The 18,301-nt window shown below is 60.3% G+C and carries 16 protein-coding genes; 7 read left to right on the top strand and 9 right to left on the bottom strand.

The features are described 5' to 3' along the window. Positions 1-52: 52 nt before the first annotated feature. The 4 genes from AC0L7L_RS16745 to AC0L7L_RS16730 form a co-directional block, all read right to left on the bottom strand. On the bottom strand, positions 53-1,948 hold the full coding sequence (locus AC0L7L_RS16745) for a glycosyltransferase family 2 protein (protein WP_473510197.1): 1,896 nt from the start codon (positions 1,946-1,948) through the stop codon (positions 53-55). Positions 1,949-2,113: 165 nt separating this feature from the next. Next, the gene (locus AC0L7L_RS16740; protein ID WP_272213173.1) at positions 2,114-2,530 is read right to left on the bottom strand and encodes a tellurite resistance TerB family protein; all 417 of its coding nucleotides are present in this window, start codon (positions 2,528-2,530) and stop codon (positions 2,114-2,116) included. 35 nt (positions 2,531-2,565) lie between these two features. Continuing rightward, complete coding sequence (locus AC0L7L_RS16735; RefSeq protein WP_473510195.1) at positions 2,566-3,243, bottom strand: S24 family peptidase; 678 nt, start codon at positions 3,241-3,243, stop codon at positions 2,566-2,568. Between the two features lie 102 nt (positions 3,244-3,345). Next, positions 3,346-3,993: a response regulator gene (locus AC0L7L_RS16730; RefSeq protein ID WP_272213169.1), complete on the bottom strand. Its 648-nt coding sequence runs from the start codon at positions 3,991-3,993 to the stop codon at positions 3,346-3,348. A gap of 258 nt (positions 3,994-4,251) precedes the next feature. On the opposite strand from AC0L7L_RS16730, the gene AC0L7L_RS16725 reads away from it, so the two are divergent. Both AC0L7L_RS16725 and AC0L7L_RS16720 read left to right on the top strand, forming a co-directional pair. Continuing rightward, a complete protein-coding gene (locus AC0L7L_RS16725; protein WP_272213167.1) occupies positions 4,252-4,599 on the top strand; it encodes a DUF952 domain-containing protein in 348 nt (115 codons plus the stop codon). Continuing rightward, a complete protein-coding gene (locus tag AC0L7L_RS16720) occupies positions 4,596-5,687 on the top strand; it encodes a quinone-dependent dihydroorotate dehydrogenase (RefSeq protein WP_473510193.1) in 1,092 nt (363 codons plus the stop codon). The genes AC0L7L_RS16725 and AC0L7L_RS16720 overlap by 4 nt, the downstream gene beginning before the upstream one ends. Here AC0L7L_RS16720 and AC0L7L_RS16715 read toward each other — a convergent pair. Beyond that, entirely contained in the window at positions 5,677-6,171 is a 495-nt protein-coding gene (locus AC0L7L_RS16715) for a CAP domain-containing protein (protein ID WP_473510191.1), read from the bottom strand. The two genes, AC0L7L_RS16720 and AC0L7L_RS16715, sit on opposite strands and share 11 nt — an antisense overlap. Beyond that, the gene (locus AC0L7L_RS16710; RefSeq protein ID WP_272213163.1) at positions 6,168-6,434 is read right to left on the bottom strand and encodes a DUF6460 domain-containing protein; all 267 of its coding nucleotides are present in this window, start codon (positions 6,432-6,434) and stop codon (positions 6,168-6,170) included. Before AC0L7L_RS16710 ends, AC0L7L_RS16715 begins: the two co-directional genes overlap by 4 nt. Before the next feature lie 162 nt (positions 6,435-6,596). Here AC0L7L_RS16710 and AC0L7L_RS16705 point away from each other — a divergent pair, with 162 nt between their 5' ends. From AC0L7L_RS16705 to pdeM, 5 genes are all read left to right on the top strand, one after another. Then, a complete protein-coding gene (locus AC0L7L_RS16705) occupies positions 6,597-7,532 on the top strand; it encodes a class I SAM-dependent DNA methyltransferase (protein ID WP_473510189.1) in 936 nt (311 codons plus the stop codon). 69 nt (positions 7,533-7,601) lie between these two features. Next, positions 7,602-7,907: a helix-turn-helix domain-containing protein gene (locus tag AC0L7L_RS16700; protein WP_272213160.1), complete on the top strand. Its 306-nt coding sequence runs from the start codon at positions 7,602-7,604 to the stop codon at positions 7,905-7,907. A gap of 131 nt (positions 7,908-8,038) precedes the next feature. After that, entirely contained in the window at positions 8,039-8,674 is a 636-nt protein-coding gene (locus AC0L7L_RS16695; RefSeq protein ID WP_272213159.1) for a YitT family protein, read from the top strand. Positions 8,675-8,716: 42 nt separating this feature from the next. Continuing rightward, positions 8,717-11,260 (top strand): ligase-associated DNA damage response DEXH box helicase, encoded by a 2,544-nt coding sequence (locus AC0L7L_RS16690; RefSeq protein ID WP_473510186.1) that lies wholly within the window; start codon positions 8,717-8,719, stop codon positions 11,258-11,260. After that, positions 11,257-11,970, top strand: coding sequence for a ligase-associated DNA damage response endonuclease PdeM (pdeM, locus tag AC0L7L_RS16685; protein ID WP_272213157.1), 714 nt, complete (start codon positions 11,257-11,259; stop codon positions 11,968-11,970). Before AC0L7L_RS16690 ends, pdeM begins: the two co-directional genes overlap by 4 nt. Positions 11,971-11,993: 23 nt before the next feature. Here pdeM and AC0L7L_RS16680 read toward each other — a convergent pair whose 3' ends face one another. The 3 genes from AC0L7L_RS16680 to AC0L7L_RS16670 all read right to left on the bottom strand — a co-directional run bounded on the left by AC0L7L_RS16680 (position 11,994) and on the right by AC0L7L_RS16670 (position 18,177). Next, positions 11,994-12,779 carry a TIGR02186 family protein gene (locus AC0L7L_RS16680; protein WP_473513981.1) on the bottom strand — a complete coding sequence of 262 codons (786 nt, stop codon included), beginning with the start codon at positions 12,777-12,779 and terminating at the stop codon, positions 11,994-11,996. After that, positions 12,779-13,705 (bottom strand): sulfite exporter TauE/SafE family protein, encoded by a 927-nt coding sequence (locus tag AC0L7L_RS16675; protein ID WP_473510184.1) that lies wholly within the window; start codon positions 13,703-13,705, stop codon positions 12,779-12,781. Before AC0L7L_RS16675 ends, AC0L7L_RS16680 begins: the two co-directional genes overlap by 1 nt. A 119-nt stretch (positions 13,706-13,824) precedes the next feature. Further along, a complete protein-coding gene (locus AC0L7L_RS16670; RefSeq protein ID WP_473510182.1) occupies positions 13,825-18,177 on the bottom strand; it encodes a peptidoglycan-binding protein in 4,353 nt (1,450 codons plus the stop codon). Positions 18,178-18,301: the final 124 nt, after the last annotated feature.

Here is an 18,301-nt window from a genome sequence, read left to right as displayed (position 1 = left end):
ACTCCCGATCCCGTATGATTGTGCACTCTGCAGCGTTGCTTGCTCCGCCGGCCTAAATCGCACTCGGAACATGAGCAGTCTTCCGCCACAGGAACGGAGCGTGATAGAGTTCGGCGAGTGCCCTCCAGGCCGCCACGGAAAGCATCAGCCAATAGAGCGGAACATAGAGTGCATCCACACGCATCTGCCGTTTTTCTTCAGGACGCATGCGCGACAGACCGAGCCGCAGAAACACCAGATAGCTGGCCAGAATATTGGCGATGTCCACGCCGGACAGCAATTGATGCAGGGCGGAGGGCTGGTAATCCGGATGAATGATCGTGGCAATTGTCGTGAGCAGAGCTACAAACAGGAGTGGATGCAGCAACGCGGACAGGATAACGCCCGCGCCGTTGACCAGAAAGGCTGTAGTCCCGAGCGTACCCAGTTCACGATGGAGTTTTCGGGGTTCGCGCAATGCGACGAGCAAAGTCTGAAGCCACCCCTTGATCCAGCGTGAGCGCTGGGCCATCCATGCGCGCCCACGTACGGGCGCGTCTTCAAGCGTCTCGCTTGTGATCACGCCGCAGCGATAGCCCAGACGGTGAAGCCTGAGACCGAGATCCGCATCCTCGGTGACATTGTAGGGATCCCATGCGCGGCATTTGCGCAGTACCTCGGTGCGGAAGTGGTTCGATGTGCCGCCAAGCGGAAGCGGGAAATCATGCCGTGCCAGAAAAGGCAGAATGCCCCGGAACAGACCGGCATATTCGCAGGCAAACAAAGCTGTGATCCAGTTTTGGCCGATATTGTCGATCGTCAGCGGCGCCTGCAAGCAAGCCAGTGCTGCGGGCCCGTTTTCGAAGGTGATCCAGGCTTCCCGCAACTGGTCGGGGTGTGGTCGGTCTTCCGCGTCGTAAATGGTGAGGAATTTTCCCCGCGCGCCCGAAAGCGCATAGTCGAGCGCCTTCGGTTTTGTCCGTGGGGCTGCCGGCGGCACGGTGACGAGTTCGAATTGCGGCGGCAAGCACTCTGTCTCAATGGTCGCGATGGTTTCGTGATCGTCTGCCTCGCACACCAGCTTGATATCGAGCTTTGAGGCAGGCCAGTTGAGCTTTTTCAGGTGGCTGACGAGTTGCGGAACCATATTGGCTTCGTGATAGAGCGCAACCATGACCGTGTAGACCGGCGGTGGTGTCTCATCCGCCGTCCGGTCATCGGCGTCAGCGCGGGTGGGTGCGGGTGGGCCCATACGCAACGCCGCCAGACGGACGAGCAGGGTGAGGAAATACAGTGCGGTGAAAAGGATGTGCGTGGCGAGGAGCGTTTCGGCGGGAAACAGCGCCAGGCCGGAGAAGAATGATGCCACGCCGCCGCCGAGCAGAAACCCCTGTTTTCCCCAGAAAACGATACGGGCAGAGAACCGCGGCTCCCAGGCCATCAGGCGGTGAATTGTGGTGATCAGCCTGCGTCTTGCGCCGGCATGCCAGACAGCATGGCGGATCGTGGAGGGCGTGGTGATCACAACGGCCCGGCGAAGCGCTGGCCGGCGGGCCAGGCGCCGGTGAAGCTCGGCCAGGCCCGCAGCGCGCGGCACGACAGCAAATGTGGTGTTGCCATCCCTGTCCTCCAGTCGGAGGCCGCTGGCGGTCACCAGCAGGCGGTCGAGCCTGGGGCGATCAATAACGCAGGTCACGTCGAGTTTAGGAACGAACGGTAGCCCGAGGTAGAAAGCCAGTCGCCGATAGTAGGCCTCAGGGGAGACTGCGCCATTGGCGAGGAGCTCCTGTTCTATGGTTGTAGCGTTGTGTCGGGCGGCGGTTTCTGCGGCGCAGATCGTAGCATCTTCAAAGCCGAGTCGCTTCAGCGTCCGGCGTTCACTGGCAAGCGGATCGGTTTCCGCCCGCGCTAGCGCGCCCGGGTTCTTCGGTCTTGTGCGCATGGTCACGGACAAGTTCGAAGCCTTCAAAGCAACCTCCTTCAATACCACTCATGGGGGTAATTTCGAAGGTTTCTATTAAAGACGTAGTTTTCCGCGAATCACAACATGTAATAGATTTTTTATTTCAGCACACGCAATGGTTATAACTTGTGGTGCAGGTAAACACCATTGTTCACCGCCTTTGCGGCCCTCTTACAGCGCGCGGTAACGTGCGATTGCGCCGCGTTCAATAGCGGCGCAGGTGAGTTTGTCCAACGCAAGCCGGTCCCGCACAAGCTGGAGCAGGCGGATTTCCTCGGGCCTGATCGCCTGATCGACCGACATGATTTCCACGGCAAGCGCATAGGCGGTGTCATAAAGCCTGGCCGGCAGCGTGTCGCGGATGATTTCAAGCGCGATATCCATGCCTTCATCGCCGGACAGGATATCCGCACAGGCATGGGCGACATCGGTCAGGCGGTCCTCGTCAAAACCGTCGAAGACCGGTAGCGAACGGGTAATATGGCCGATGCGCAGCAACTCGACATCGCTCATTGCGCTGTCGACGGCCGAGGCCATGACCATCACATAGATCAGGGCGTCATAATGGGTAAGCGGTGTTCGGGTCATGGGAATGTCTTTCGATTGGATGCGAGGGGTCGCCGCTACTGGCTGGCCCAGATGATGCGGGCGATCCATTCTACGGCGGCAAGGTCGAAGGTAAGATTTTGATGGGCGGGGTTGATCGACATCAGTTCGATCTGACGGCTGGTGCGGCGCACCAGCACCTTGGCCATGACTTCTCCGTCGAGGGTCTTGACGACTACGCGATCACCCTTGCGCGTGTCGGCATTGGCCTCGACGATCAACACATCGCCGTCACGATAAAGCGGCAGCATGCTTTCGCCCTGCACTTCGAGTGCATAGACACTCTGGCTGGTCAGCGCAGGCGCAGGAAAATCGACCTCGTCCCAGCCCTGGCCGACCGGATAGCCGCCATCGTCAAAAAAGCCACCGGTTCCCGCCCGCGCCATGCCAAGCAATGGGATCGTCGAAGCTTGTGGCGGAAATGCCCCCCTCGGCGGACGGCCATCCCCGGAGGCGAATTCATCGCCTTTATCGAGAAAAGCGGAGAGATCGCTGCCGGTCGCATCAAGAACCTTGGCAATGGATTCCATTGAGGGCCAACGCTCGCGTCCGTCCTTGCCAATGCGTTTGGATTTGTTGAAGGCGGTGGGGTCCAGGCCGGCCTTGCGCGCCAGCCCCGAAGGGGTCAGCTTATGGCCGGCGGCCAGTTCGTCAAGCGCACTCCAGATGGCGCTATGGCGAAGCTTGCTGGACATGGTTGTTCACTCCGGCCACTGCGGCGCATCGATAACGGAGAGAATATATCGCAAAGATCACTGTCAGGTAAAGCCGAAACAGGAATAAAATCCTCTGTCCGGTCACGCCACCATCGCCATATTCACCTTGCCAAGCTGAATCACCGCCTGGGTCCGGCTGTCGACATTCAGTTTCAGCAAAATGGCCGAGACATGGGCCTTGACGGTAGCCTCGGAGACGCCGAGTTCATAGGCGATCTGCTTGTTGAGAAGGCCTTCGCACAGCATCCTCAGCACGCGTGACTGCTGCGGCGTCAATGTCTGCAGCCGTTCCAGCATATCGGCAATGTCGGGATCGGTTTCCTCGCCGCCCTCGAAGTCCTCCGGCGTATAGATCTCGCCGGAGAGCACGGTGCGGATGCCATTGCGCAATTCGTCGATGCCGACGGATTTGGAGATGAAGCCGGAGGCGCCGAGCGCTAGCGCCCGGCGGATCGTGTCGTCGTCGTCGCTCGCCGAAATGACCACGATCGGCAGGCTGGAAAACTCCGCCTTCAGTGTTATCAGACCGGAAAGTCCGCTGACCCCCGGCATGGCAAGATCGAGCAGCAGCAGGTCGGCCTCGGGGTGTTCGCGGGCAGCCTGCTGAACTCCCTCGAAATCACCGGCCTCGACCACAGCATAATAGGTGGCCATTCCGCTGATGGCTTGTTTGAGTGCGCTGCGGAAAAGCGGATGATCGTCGGCGATCAGTATTGTCTGTCCGGTCATTCGCTGCCTCCTCCCAAAGGCAATGTCACAACCCTGCCGTTTGTCGCTTGACGGCGACAATACACAGCCATTGCGACCAAAGGGCGAAAATCTTTTCCATGATCGCGCGTTTCAGCTGGATATCAATAGAAAAAACGGATCTGCCATGAAAATCCCGCATTTGCTGTTGCTTTCGCGTGTCGCCCTGTACTTGCCATGGACTTTTGCCGCAGGCTGGTTCAAACCGTGCCGAATGGAAGCCGCCGGGACATGATGCTTATGCCGCAACCAATATTCAAGATCGTCGCGCGCCTTGAATGGCAGGCCGCACGCCTTTCTGGCACTTATGATGGTACCGATGTCGACCGTGCTGACGGCTTTATCCATTTTTCGACAGCGGATCAGGTGGCAGAAACTGCTGCACGGCATTTTTCCGGCAAGCGCGATTTGCTGCTCATTGCCGTCAATGCCGGGATGCTGGGCGATGCGCTGAAATACGAACCTTCGCGCGGCGGTGCGCTGTTTCCCCATCTTTATGGGGTTCTTCCCTTTTCCGCAGTGGTCTGGGAAAAGGAACTGCCTGAAACGGCCGCTGGCGGCCATGACTTTAGCGGACTTCTGGCATGATCAATCTCTTCAAATGCGGCGCGCGCAATGCGGTTTTCATGCTCGACCCGGAGGTGGCGCATGGCTTGACTGTCAAGGGGATCGCTAGCGGGCTGATGCCGCGTGCCCGCCACGCGGTTGACGACCGTCTCGCGGTCACTGCGGCTGGCCTTTCCTTTGCCAATCCGCTGGGGGTTGCCGCCGGTCTCGACAAGAACGGCGAGGCGATCGACGGTCTGGTGAAGCTCGGCTTCGGGCATGTGGAAGTGGGCACCGTGACGCCACGCCCGCAACCCGGCAACCCGAAGCCGCGGCTGTTCAGGCTGGTGAAAGACGAGGCGGTGATCAACCGAATGGGTTTCAACAATGACGGCCATGCAGCGCTCGCCGCCCGGCTTGAAAAGCGCAAGCGGCATGGCGTCATCGGCGTCAATATCGGCGCCAACAAGACCTCGGAAGACCGGATCGCCGATTATGTCGCAGGTATTGATCTGTTCTCGCCGCTTGCCGACTATCTGACCGTCAACATTTCCTCCCCGAACACGCCGGGTCTGCGTGACCTGCAGGCGCGCGAACAGCTTGCAAAGCTGCTCGATGCCGTTGCCGACGCTCGGGAAAAGGCGGCGGTCCGCTTGCCGGTGTTCTTGAAGATCGCGCCCGATCTGACCGAAGCCGGCCTGGACGATATCATCGCCGAGATTGCCGGGAGCACGCTTGACGGGGTGATCGTTGCCAACACGACGCTGTCGCGCAACGGCCTGACGGACGAAAAACAGGCGGGTGAGAGCGGTGGTCTTTCCGGTGCGCCATTGTTCGAGCGCTCGACCGCGCTTTTGGCGCGCATGCGTCAGCGCCTTGGGCCGGACATGGTGATTATCGGCGTTGGCGGCGTTTCGACCGGCGAACGGGCGCTGGAAAAAATCCGCGCCGGTGCCGACCTGGTGCAGATCTATTCCGGTATGGTCTATGAGGGGCCGCAGCTGATGGCCGACAGTTTTGCGGCGATGCTTGCAGCGCTGGAGAAGGACGGTCTGTCATCGATCCGTCAGCTGCGCGATACCGCCGTCAATGAATGGGCCGCGAAGCCTTTCGAATTCGCTACTGGCTGAGGCACATCGACCAGAACGGGGTGTTGCCTGAATTGGGGCTGGCTGCTTTCGCAACCCCGAGATGGGAATAATTTCCAAGCATATTCTTCAAATGCCCGGGTGAATTGACCCAGGCCTGAAACGCCCGCTCGGGCGTTGCCTGATGCATGGCAATGTTTTCGGCGGCCGGCAGAGGCAGGTCATTGCGCTTGAACCGGGCGGCGACCGCTTCACTTCCGGTGATGTGGTTCATCTTGTCGGCAAGCGCCATCCGGCTTGCCTGATCGACTGCCACAGCGGTGCAGGCGCGCGACGCGCTGACCGGTGGAAGCCCACGGGATTGCCGCAGTTCATTGACCCACGGCAGGAAGGTTGCGGTCATCGTCTGCGACGAGACATTGCCTTTTGGCATGCCGCCGCCGAAAAGGCCGACACTGCAGGCAGAAAGTCCGATTGCAATAAGGGCCAGTGTAAAGCCCCGGCGGCCTGTCTTGGATACGGTCAACGGCGATAACTCAGAATGCGGATGATGATAAACACCGGGATGACGATGATGGCGCCAAGCACGAAATAATGGCCGATCTCGCCGAGAGCGGCAAAGCCGCGCTGCCAGAGATTGCCGAAGAAATCGATAACGCCATACCACAGGTCGAGCGGATGGATGCCGACCGCGGAGAAAATGAAGCCGACAATCAGAGAGACGACCAGCAGTCTGACGAGCGTGCCGACAACGGTACCGCCCAGAAACCGGTTCACTTCATTGCTCATTCCGTTCGTCCTTTTTGCTGGGCTCGTCCATAAGGCGATAATGGGGCGCAATCAAGGTGGAGAGCGCTCCTTTGGAAGACAAGAGCTGCCAGATGATTCCGCTTGCTTTTCCGGCGAAAAAGCGACATTGGCGCTCAGTGCAACTGCCTGGTTTCAAACCCCTTGAACAATTTATCCTTTTCTTCCGGCGACCTGCTCGCAGACCGCCGTGCCGATTTTGCGCGGATGCTGGACGAGGCCGGCGAATTTGCTGCGGCTGCAGATCTGATGGTGCAGGCGCTTGAGCTTGTGCCCGGGTGGCCGGCGGGCCTCGCCTTGCTGTCAGCCTATCAGGAACATGCCGGAGATATTGAGCGCGCAATCGAGACGCTTGAAGCGCTCGAAAAGCTGGATGCAGAGGACGTTTTTGCAGCGCCGATGAAACTTGCCGTGCTTGGCGCGGCCCGTATACCGGTCCATCCGCCGGGCCGCTATGTCGAGGCGTTGTTCGATTCCTACGCAGAGCATTTCGACGCGGCATTGACCGAACGGCTTGACTATCGCGCGCCGCAACAACTGGCATCATTGCTGCTGGAGAGCGAAGGCGGCGCCCGCTACGGCCTGGCCGTCGATCTTGGCTGCGGCACAGGACTTTCCGGAGAGGCATTTTACCAGTATGCCGAACGCCTCGAAGGCTTCGACCTTTCGCAAAACATGCTTCAGAAAGCCGAACAGAAAGGCTTTTATGCGGTTCTGGTCCAGGCCGACCTTTTGCTGGCGCCTGAAGAAAGCGGACTTTTTTCGGCGGCACGTCCCTATCGGCGCGCCGACCTTGTGATTGCCGCTGATGTGGCGATGTATCTGGGCGCACTCGAAAGTCTGATGCGCCATGTCACTGCGCTCATCGCACCTGGCGGGCTGTTTCTGTTTTCCGTCGAGGAAGCGGCTCCCGGAAGCGATTTCACCTTGCTGCCGAGCCTGCGTTATGCCCATTCAGCTTCCTATGTGAAGCGGTTGCTGACCGGGGCGGGCCTCAGTCTCAAGGCCGAACGGAAAACCGTGCTGCGCAAGGATGCCGGCGAACCGGTGCCGGGCCTGCTGTTTCTGGCCGGGGTCTGAACGGGAACTTCATCCGGGTTTCCGGCGTTTTGATATACAAAACCCGATGAACCTCACATGGAGGCCGTTATGACTTTGACACCGGAACTCTGCCACGCCGCCCGTATTCTTGCCCATATCGATCGCGAGGCGCTGGCCCATGAAAGTGGAATTCCTGAAGATAAGATCGCCGAATTCGAAAACGGAACAGCTGACTTTGGCGCCACAAGCCAGGATAAGCTGAAAGGCACGCTTGAGGCGCTCGGCGTCATGTTTCTACCGGAGGAAAACGAAGGCGGTATCGGCATTCGCCTGAAATTCACCGAAAGTGAAACCCGCCGTATTCTCAACTGGGAAGGTGAGGGCGGTCGCGTCGACCAGGACGACGTCGTCTGAGGGTTTGACGCGCACATTGTTTTGGTTGATGAAGAAACCGGGATGGCCCTGCTTCGGGCAGGTCGTCCCGGTTTTATCATATCGGGAACGGCTGTTCTTAGCGGTTTCCTTTCTCTTCGGAATGGCGCCAGGTGTCTGAAAACAGGTTTCTCAGAAACATTCTCAATTCCACATCCGAAAACCATTCTGGGCTTGAGGATGTTCAGGGCATTGTCACAGGGGCGGTTCTCGCCTCGCTCGGTGTGCTTGTGCTCAAAGCGGGCGGTTTGCTCACCGGCGGCACGGCGGGCCTTGCCTTTCTGCTGGTGTATTCATCCGGTATCAGCTTCGGTCTCGCCTTTTTCGTGGTCAACCTGCCGTTCTACTATTTCGCTTGGAAGCGGATGGGCGTTGCCTTCACAGTCAAGACCTTCATTGCCGTTGGGCTGATGTCGGCGCTCACCGGCATCATCCCGCGCTTTCTGACAATCGGCGATACCCATCCGTTGGCGGCCGGCCTTTTCGGCGGGGTTCTGGTCGGAACGGCGCTTCTGATCTTTTTCCGCCACAGCGCCAGCCTTGGCGGTTTCGGCATTCTGGCGCTTTACCTGCAGGACCGGTTCGGACTGAAGGCGGGCTATGTCCAACTCGGCCTCGACGGTCTGGTTCTGGTGCTCTCGTTTTTCGTGGCGACCCCGTTCATTATCGCCTGCTCGATTGCCGGCGCCGTGGTCATCAACATTATTCTTGCCTTCAATCATCGCCGCGACCGCTATATCGCGATGTAGAAATACCTTTCCCCGTGTGCCGTTTCCTGCAATCGTAGTTTCATGAACGAAACGGAAACATCCATACTGCCGGAGCGCTTCCGCCGCTGGTTTGCCGCAAATGGCTGGCAGCCGCGCGCCCACCAGCTCGGGCTGCTCGCGCGCGCCGGTTCGGGCGAGGACATGCTGCTGATCGCCCCGACCGGGGCGGGCAAGACGCTCGCCGGTTTTCTGCCGACGCTTGCAAATCTCGACGGCCAAGGCCCGCACCAACCGGGAACGCGCCCGCGCGGGGTACACACGCTCTATATCTCGCCGCTGAAGGCGCTGGCCGTTGATATCGCCCGTAATCTGGAGCGTCCGGTCACCGAAAGCGGCCTTGCCATCACCATGGAAACCCGGACCGGTGACACGCCGCAATCAAAACGCCAGCGTCAGCGGCTGAAACCGCCCGATATCCTGTTGACGACGCCGGAACAGCTGGCGCTGCTTCTGGCGGCCAAGGATGCCGGCCGGTTTTTCGAGGATCTGCAATTCGTGATTTTCGATGAACTGCATTCGCTGGTCACCTCAAAGCGCGGCCATCTGCTGTCGCTGGGGCTGGCAAGGCTGAGACGGTTGCGCCCGGAACTCACCGCCATCGGTCTTTCCGCCACAGTGTCGGACCCGATGGAGTTGCAGCGCTGGCTGGTGGCGCAGACCGGCGAGGTTGACCCGGCGCCGCATGCAGGATTGATCACCGTGAGCGGCGGTGCGCGGCCCGAAATCACCATTTTGCAGGCCTCGCAGCGTATTCCCTGGTCGGGCCATTCGGCACGCTATGCCGCTCCCGATATTTACGCGGAACTGAAACAACGGACGATGACGCTGATCTTCGTCAACACCCGCTCGCAAGCGGAAATCGTGTTTCAGGAGCTCTGGGCCATCAATGACGACAACCTGCCGATCGCGCTGCATCACGGCTCGCTCGATGTCGGTCAGCGCCGCAAGGTGGAAGCGGCGATGGCTGCGGCAAGCCTGCGCGCGGTCGTCGCGACCTCGACGCTTGACCTCGGTATCGACTGGGGGGATATCGACCTTGTGATGCATATCGGCGCGCCCAAGGGCGCAAGTCGGCTGGCGCAACGCATCGGCCGTGCCAACCATCGCATGGATGATCCAAGCCGCGCCATTCTGGTGCCAGCCAACCGGTTCGAGGTGATGGAATGCCAGGCGGCACTCGATGCCAATTATGTCGGTGCACAGGATAGTCCACCCATTGGCGATGGCGCGCTGGATGTGCTGGCCCAGCATGTGCTCGGCATGGCCTGCGCCGAACCGTTCGATGCGGACCTGCTTTATGAAGAGGTGCGTTCGGCGCTGCCCTATCACGGGCTTCACCGCGAGACCTTTGCCCGCATTGTCGATTTCGTTGCCACTGGCGGCTATGCGCTGAGAACCTACGAGCGCTATGCCAAAATCCGCAAGGCCGCAGACGGGCTCTACCGTCTGACCCATCCTGATTTCGCCCGCCAGTACCGGCTGAACCTTGGCACAATCGTAGAAATGCCGATGCTGAAGATCCGGTTGGTGCGCCCGGGACGGCGTAGCGGACCGCTCAGAGGGGGCGCGGTGCTGGGCGAGGTCGAGGAATATTTCATCGAAATGCTGCGGCCGGGTGATACATTTTTGTTCGCCGGCAAGGTGCTGCGTTTCGAGGGCCTGCGGGAAAACGAGTGCGTGGCGTCTGCGGCCTATGACAGTGACCCGAAAATCCCGTCCTATGCTGGCGGAAAATTTCCGCTGTCGACTTTTCTGGCCGATGGGGTCCGCGCCATGCTGGACGATGCCGAACGTCGCAACCTGCTGCCGGCAGCCGTCCGGGAATGGCTGTCGCTACAAGCCGAGCACTCGCATCTGCCGAAGCGCGGCGAGCTTCTGGTGGAAACCTTCCCGCTCGAAAACCGCTTCTACATGGTCGCCTATCCGTTCGAAGGGCGGCTGGCGCACCAGACCCTCGGCATGCTGCTCACCCGCCGGCTTGAACGCGCGGGCGCGCAGCCGACTGGCTTTGTCTCGACGGATTACTCACTCGCGGTCTGGGGACTGAAGGATATCGGCGCAATGCTGGCCTCTGGCGAACTCGACCTCAGAGCACTGTTCGATGAGGATATGCTGGGCGATGATCTCGAAGCCTGGCTCGATGAGAGCTACATGCTCAAGCGCACCTTCCGGGCCTGCGCGACGATTGCCGGTCTGATCGAGCGGCGGTTTCCCGGCAAGGAGAAAACCGGACGCCAGATGACGGTGTCCGCCGACCTTATTTATGACGTGCTCAGAAGCCATGAACCGGATCATGTTCTGTTGCAGGCCACCCGTGCGGATGCGGCCTCCGGCTTGCTGGATCTCGCTCGCCTTGGCACAATGCTCACGCGAATCAAGGGACATCTGACGCATTACCGGCTGGATCGTGTCTCACCGCTCGCCGTGCCGGTGCTTCTGGAAATCGGCCGTGAAAGCGTCGATGGCGGCGCTGGCGAGGCGGTGCTGAAACAGGCCGTCGATGAACTGGCTGCAGCGGTTGAGATGGCGGAAACCGGGAAGACGGAAAAAGAGACCGGCGCATGAGCCTGGAAATACTTTCTTTTCAAAAGGAACACGCGGCGAGGCCCGCAGATCGGTTTGCCGGTCATGCGGTGATTTTCGATTGCTCCGGTGCCGCTTTCTTCCGCGACCTTTCGCTGCTCGTCGTCTCCGACCTGCATCTGGAACGCGGCGCTGCCCATGCGCGGCGCGGCTTCTTCGTGCCGCCCTATGACACCGGTCGCACGCTTGAAGCGCTTTCAGCTGTCATCGCCCGTTATCGCCCGGCCCGCATTGTCTCGCTCGGTGACAACTTTCATGACCGTGTCGGCGCCCGCGAGATGACGGATGAGCATCGCGAGCGGCTATCGGGTTTTGCAGAAGGCTGCGACTGGGTCTGGATCAATGGCAATCACGATCCCGACGGCGTTGCCGGGCTGCCGGGCGCGGTTTTTGATCAATGGTCCTTTGAAGGTCTGACCTTCCGTCATGAGCCTGCAGCGGCAGAGAAGGCCGAAATCTGCGGCCATCTACACCCTTCCGCCACGCTTAACCGTCCGGGCAAATCCGTCCGCCGTCCCTGCTTTGCTGCGGATGAAAACAGGCTGATGCTGCCGGCTTTTGCCACCACGCGCGGCGGCCTCGACCTTCGCCACACAGCATTCTCCGGCCTTTTTGACCGCAACACGCTTATCGCCCATATGCTGGGTCCCGATCGGGTTTATGCGCTGCCGTTTGCAGCGCTGGCTGGATAGGGCACTTGCCGAAAATCCGGGCCTCAGTTCTTCCTGAAAACCACGCTAGCAAACCAGCCCGAAAATAACGCAATGAACACCGCGCCGAGGCCGTAGAACAGCGGATATTCGTGAGCGGCGGTGGTGAGTTGTGCTTCCAGCCCGGTCTTGACCACCCGGAGTGGCAGGTTCTGGGTCGCGATCTGCCGGCCTTCCTTGAACAGGTAGGCCTGAACGGTGTGGGTGCCCTGGGGAATGTTCACAGGCAGCCGCAGACTGGCGCGGAACAGGCTGTTGGAAACGAACTTCACCCCGTCATATTCGGCATCGTAAATGCCGTCGATCGCGTTCAGTCTCAGCATGGCCTCGCGGAAATTGGCAACGTCGCTGGCATCGCCGAAATAGCCGACCGGCGCGATGCGCAGATGCGACACGCCGATGCCTTGCGAATTCAATGCCTGCGGTGTTGTCACGTCCTCAAGTGGCCGCGTGCTCGAAATCGAATAGGAACGCGGCACATGCTCGAATGAAATCGTCTGGCGGTTGACCCAGATCCCGAAGAACCGCTCCTTGCGCCGAACATCGGCTTCGGCCTTGGGACCTTCGAGGATCACCACGATGTCATAGCCGCCCTTCGACAACAGCATCGGATCGGCATCGTTGATTGCGCCGAAGACGGTGAGGTCAGCGCCCGAAAAATCCGAGGTGATGGCGATCTCATTGGTCGACGTGCCGATTTCCAGGGTTTCCTGCTGGATCGCCGGCACCTGCTGCGCTTCAGAGATTGCGGGCATGAAAAGGAGGGCCAGGACTGAAAGGAGCTGTTTCATCATTCCGGCGCTCCCTCGAAGACGACGGAGAACAGATCGGTCGGGGTGACGACCAGACCGAAGGCAAGGCGCACGCCAACGGCGAGGATCAGCAGTGCCAGAAGCGCGCGCAATTGTTCGCCCTTGAGCTTCTGGCCGACGCGCACACCGTATTGGGCGCCGATCACGCTCGACATCATCAAGATGGTGGCAAGCACGATATCGACCGCGTAGTTAGTCACCGCCTGCACCACCGTGGTGTAGGCCGAGACGAAGATGATCTGGAACAGCGATGTGCCGACGACGATATTGGTCGGTATGCGCAACAGGTAGATCATCGCCGGCACCATGATGAAGCCGCCGCCGATACCGAGCGAGGAGGTCAAAACACCGATCGTGCCGCCGAGCACAAATACGGGAATGACACTCAGATACAGCTTTGACTTCTTAAACCGCATCTTGAAGGGCAGACGGTGGATCCAGTTATGCTGGCCCGGTTTGCGCAAGGAGACCGGCTTCTGGTTGGCGCTGCGCCTTATCGCCCGGATGCTTTCCACCAGCATCAGCGCACCGATCGAGCTCAGCAGCACCACATAGAGGATCGAGATCACCAGATCGAGCTGACCAAGTTCGCGCAAGAGCGAAAACAGCCAGACACCGATGGTCGCGCCGACAAGGCCGCCGCTCAAGAGTACGGTGCCGAGCTTCATGTCGAGCGTGCCGCGGCGGAAATGGGTGAGGGTGCCGGAAACGGATGAGGCAACCACCTGACTTGCACCGGTGGCGACCGCGACGACAGGGGGGATCTGATAGAAGATCAACAATGGGGTAATCAGGAAACCGCCGCCGACGCCGAACATCCCCGAAAGGAAGCCGACCGCCGCACCCATGCCGAGAATGACGAAAATATTGACCGACAACTCGGCAATCGGCAGGTAAATCGACACGCGTTTCCCCAATAGCGGCACGGCCGGACGGTTCGCGTCCAGCCTATTGAAAAGCAATTCCTTTTTGCGACTCCGCAGCGCTGCTGTCAAATCAAACGCTTGAGAGCCGTCGATTCTTGTCAGGCGCTGTTGCGCTCAAGCAATGCCTCTACGAGTTGCGGTGTGACCGCGCCGTCGGCTGTAAGGCCGCTCGCCTTCTGAAAAGCCTTGATCGCGGCATCGGTTTTGGCACCGAGAAGACCGTCTGCTGGGCCGGCATCAAATCCATTGTCGTTGAGGATGACCTGGATGTCACGCACGATCGCCTGTTTGTCGACCGTTGCGGCCAAGGCCTCCTGCGGCATCCAGTCTGCGGGAATGACGGCACGGTTTGCTGTCGGTACGGGTTCTTCTGCCTGCCATTCGGCGGCGAGCGTCTTGCCCCGGTTGAGATCGGCGTCGGAAAGCGCCTCAGTGACCTCATTGCGCCGTTTGGCGGCCTCCGCGTCTCCGTTGATCGCTGCAATGGCAAACCATTTGTAGGATTGCACAAGGTCGGCATCCACACCGACGCCACGGGCATGCAGGATGGCGAGGTTGAACTGGCTGTCGGCGATACCGTGGTCGGCGGCCGCCCGGAACCATTTTGCCGCTTCGGCAAAGTCCGGGACGTCGATGCCTGCGCCATTGGCCAGCATCACCGCCAGATTGTGCATTGCACTGACATTGCCGGCCTCGGCGGCCTTGCGGTAGAGGGTGACGGCTTTGTCTGTGTCCTTATCGACGCCTGCGCCCTTTTCATAGAGACTGCCCAGCTGGAAGGCCGCCGGTGCCGAGCCACGATCGGCTGCAAGTTCCAGCCAAAAGGCGGCTTCGGTTGCGTTCTTTTTAAGGCCCCGGCCTTCCTGGTAACGCATGCCGATCTCATAGAGTGCGTTTGCGTCGCCGGCCCGTGCGGCAGCGGCAAGGTCGGCAGGTTTGATTGTATCCGGAATTGCGATGTCGAACGGCGCCAGTTCTTTCGGGCGTTGACCGACGGCGGGTTCGGCCTGTGAACGGGCTGCCGGTTGGCGGTTCTCAGAGGCTTGTTTCACGATGACGGGAGGGGCAACAGCGGGTTCCTGCGCGCTCTCAGAGGTCTTGGCAGGCGCCTGCTGCGCCGCTGAGGGCTCAGCCAGCATGTCGAGTATGTCCCGCGTGGTCACGGTAGAAGACTTGACCGGCTCTTCTGCGGGCGAGACCATGGAGCCGGCAGCCCGTTTTGCGGGTGTGGGGGTGGTCTGTTCCAGACTGGACGGGGCTTCGGGCGCCTGCGGTTTGATACTGCCGGTGATGATTGAGTTGTCCGTATCGATCATCCGAAAGGCGCGGGCTGCGGGCGCGCTGGCGATGTCGATGCCTTCCGCCGCGAAATTTGACTTGACCTCGCTTCTCGCAGCGACCCGCATGGACGGGGCTGTTGCCGTGTTTCGGACTGCCGGTTCAGGGGAGGCGGTTGCAGATTGAGGCCGCTGTGCTGCTGGCGCTCTCAGCGCTGGCGGTGACGTTTCGAATGTCTTGACGGCCTGCAGGATGGTATCACGATCCTTTCCCAGGTCGGTCAGAATCGGGTAGGCCATGATCGCAAGCAGGATCGCGCCTGCAGCAAGGTAGACGGGTTTGCGCGAAAAACGATCGCCCTTCTCACTGTCTCCATCATCGCCGCCACCGCCGGACTTCGGGCCGATAGAGGGCGTCATGTCCTCGGCATTGGCAAGGGCAGAGCGCGCCGCGCGCCGTGCCGCGGCAATCAGGTCGCCTTGCGGTCCGGGGGCTGCGAAGCGCTGGTTGCGCACGCCGGCTGGTTTTCCGGGCTCGCGCTTCTTGACCTCGGCCTTTGCAACCGGACGATCATGCACGGGCAGGACCGGGCCGCGTGGTTCCGGTGCCTGGCCCGCACGCACACGGGACAGAATATCCATCACGTCCTCGCTTGCAGCGTCATGGGCCTCCGGTGTCGGCTCGGCGGGTTTCGAACCGGGGTTTGCGGGCATGGTCGCAAAATGGGTCTCGAAGGACGGCGGTGCCTGGTCTCCCACTCCGGTCGTGCCAATGGCAACGGTCTCTTTGGTGGTCGTCACCGGTCTGGCGTCGTCGTCGCTCGCGCGTTCCGTTTTGTCCGAGGTGAGACCGTCATTGAGGGTATCCAGTCGGCCCGCTATCGTTTTCAGCGTTTCCTTGAGTGACGTCTGGTCGCCGCCGCCGGTATTGCTGTTCTGCAGGTTTTTCAGGTCGGCGGCGAGAGCCTTGATAAGGCCGACATGCTCATCGGCTTCGCCCTTGCGCTGACGTTCGAAGGTTTTGAGCGCCTCTTCGGCCGCATGCTGGGCTGCCTCGATGATGTAATCGTCGTTGCTTGCGGTCAGGTTCTCGATACGGGCGGCGATGCGCTCCTCCAGCTCGGCGAGCGGTAGTTTCGGTTCGGGCCGGCTGACGATGGTCGTTATTTCCGCGATCTGGCGTTCAAGCTTCTGCAGCGCTTGTCCATTGCTATCGCGTTTGCTGTCTTCAAGCCGGCTGGCAAGCGTTGTCAACTGGGCGCTGAGGCGCTGCTCAGATCCGCTCTGCTCGAGTGTGGCGATCTTGTGCGAAAGGCGCTCTTCTGTGCCCGAAAGGTCGAGTGCATCGATGCGTGCGGCAAGGCGCTGCTCAAGTGCCGCGGTATCGACCGCATCGGTTTTTTTGTGCGGGTCAGGTGCTGTGTTGAGGGCCGGCATGGAGGCGATCTGCGAGGACAGCCTGCGTTCTGCGCCAGCAATGTCGATGCGGGAAATTCCATCGCTGATCCGCGATACGGCGGCCTCAAGCGCTGCAGGCGCGATACCGCCAGGGCCTTTATCGATCAGATCGGCCAGCCGTTCCAGTTCGGCGCGAACCGCGTTGCGTTCGTTTTCATCGGCAGCTGCGAGGCTCAGAATATCGAGTTTGGCTGCAAGACGACGCTCGCTGCCCTGAAGGTCGATCCTTCCGATCTTTTCGTTGATCTGCTCGACAGCATTCTCAAGCGCACGCGGTTCCAGGTTGCGGCTATTGCTTTCGACAACGTCCGCAAGCCGGCTGAATTGTTGCTTCAGCTCTTGCCTGTCTGCATCGCTAAATCCGTTTGCGGCGGTGTCGATCTTTGCTGCGATCCTGCGCTCGGCGCTGTCCAGATCGATCCTGCCGATCCTGTCATTGACGCGCTCGATCGCGTCTTCGATCGCGCGCGGATCGATGTTGCGGCCATTGCTTTCGACAAGACCTGCCAGCCTGTTGAGCTGTTCCTTGAGGTCACGCCTGTCTTCGTCGGTAAATCCGTTTGTGGCGGTTTCGATCTTTGCTGTGATCCTGCGTTCGGCGCCGCCCATGTCGATACCGCCGATCTTGTCGGTGATTTCCGACACGGCTTTGCCGAGCGTCTGCCGGTCGATACCCGGACCAAGCCGTTCGACGGAATTCGCGAGCTTTTCGATCCGGGCCTCCAGCTTCAGATGGCCTTCGGCTGTGCTGTGGTTTTCAAGGCGGCGCGCCATCCCGTCGAGATTGTCCAGAAGCTTTGCCTGTTTGGCGCCCTGATCGCGCATCTGCCAGTCGACGGCAGCGACGATGCTGGAGAGCTCGGAAAGCCGGCCTTCCAGTCGCTCGATCGCGGCATCGCGTACCGGCTCGTTCTGTCGCTGCCCAAGGCTTTCGAGGTTGCGGTTGATATCGTCGATACGGCGTTCGATGGCACCGATCTGTCCGTCGATTTTCTTGCCAACAGCGGGAAAACGGGTGCACAGCACTTCCATGGCCTCGGCCAGGCCGGAGAGACGGCTTTCGATATCTTCCAGGCTGCGTGTGCTGTCAGTGTCATCAACCTGTCGGCGAATATCATCGAGGCCGCGGGCAAGTGCCTTCAGCTCCGCATCGAGCCTTGCCGGATCGAAAGGCGCGAGGTGGCGCTCGATGTTTTCGAACCGGTTTTCCAGACGGGTAATGCTCTTGGCATCGGCAAGACCATGCAGCAATGATTGCAGATGGTCGAACTCAGCCATGAGCCTGCTGTCATCATCGGCTGCCGCATTGGTAACCAGCCAGTCCACCGCTTCGGAAATCCGGATCAGTTCGCTGCGCGTTTGCTCATCGATGTCGTGGGTGTCAGTCTGCTGGTCGAGGTGGCTGAGCATGGTATGTAGCCCGGCAAGCTCGTCGCGCAGGCTTTGGGAGAAATCCTCACGTACGCTGGCGCGCAGCTCTTTTAGCGTGCAGCTCATTTCGTGCAGTTCGGTATCGATGCGGGCAGAGACCGGGTTCGGCATTACCCGTTCGCGCGGGGTACGTTCCGGCTGCGGCTCGCGAAACTGGCGTGGCGCGGGGCGTTGTGGCGATGCGGCACGGGCTTGCATCATTTCGCTGAGGCGCGATTCCAGCCCCTCGATGGTGTGGCTGAGCGCGTTGAGGGAGGGTCTGTCACCCTGTGCGTCCTGTGTCATCCGCGTTTGCGCCATGGTTCCTGCCTGCTCCGGTTTGCTGGTGCTGCGGCAGATCGGACGAGGTTGTCCAGGATCGCGTCCGCAAGGCCCGCATCAAAAGTCACGTGCACTAGCTTTCGCTGAA

The organism is Martelella sp. K41-7 (assembly GCF_055808365.1).
This window is presented reverse-complemented; position numbering and strand designations above follow the sequence as displayed.

Coding starts and splice junctions, on each gene's coding strand:
- AC0L7L_RS16740 (WP_272213173.1), bottom strand. CDS start 2,530: ATGACCCGAACACCGCTTACCCATTATGACGCCCTGATCTATGTGATG.
- AC0L7L_RS16735 (WP_473510195.1), bottom strand. CDS start 3,243: ATGTCCAGCAAGCTTCGCCATAGCGCCATCTGGAGTGCGCTTGACGAA.
- AC0L7L_RS16730 (WP_272213169.1), bottom strand. CDS start 3,993: ATGACCGGACAGACAATACTGATCGCCGACGATCATCCGCTTTTCCGC.
- AC0L7L_RS16725 (WP_272213167.1), top strand. CDS start 4,252: ATGCCGCAACCAATATTCAAGATCGTCGCGCGCCTTGAATGGCAGGCC.
- AC0L7L_RS16720 (WP_473510193.1), top strand. CDS start 4,596: ATGATCAATCTCTTCAAATGCGGCGCGCGCAATGCGGTTTTCATGCTC.
- AC0L7L_RS16710 (WP_272213163.1), bottom strand. CDS start 6,434: ATGAGCAATGAAGTGAACCGGTTTCTGGGCGGTACCGTTGTCGGCACG.
- AC0L7L_RS16700 (WP_272213160.1), top strand. CDS start 7,602: ATGACTTTGACACCGGAACTCTGCCACGCCGCCCGTATTCTTGCCCAT.
- AC0L7L_RS16690 (WP_473510186.1), top strand. CDS start 8,717: ATGAACGAAACGGAAACATCCATACTGCCGGAGCGCTTCCGCCGCTGG.
- pdeM (WP_272213157.1), top strand. CDS start 11,257: ATGAGCCTGGAAATACTTTCTTTTCAAAAGGAACACGCGGCGAGGCCC.
- AC0L7L_RS16680 (WP_473513981.1), bottom strand. CDS start 12,779: ATGAAACAGCTCCTTTCAGTCCTGGCCCTCCTTTTCATGCCCGCAATC.
- AC0L7L_RS16670 (WP_473510182.1), bottom strand. CDS start 18,177: ATGACACAGGACGCACAGGGTGACAGACCCTCCCTCAACGCGCTCAGC.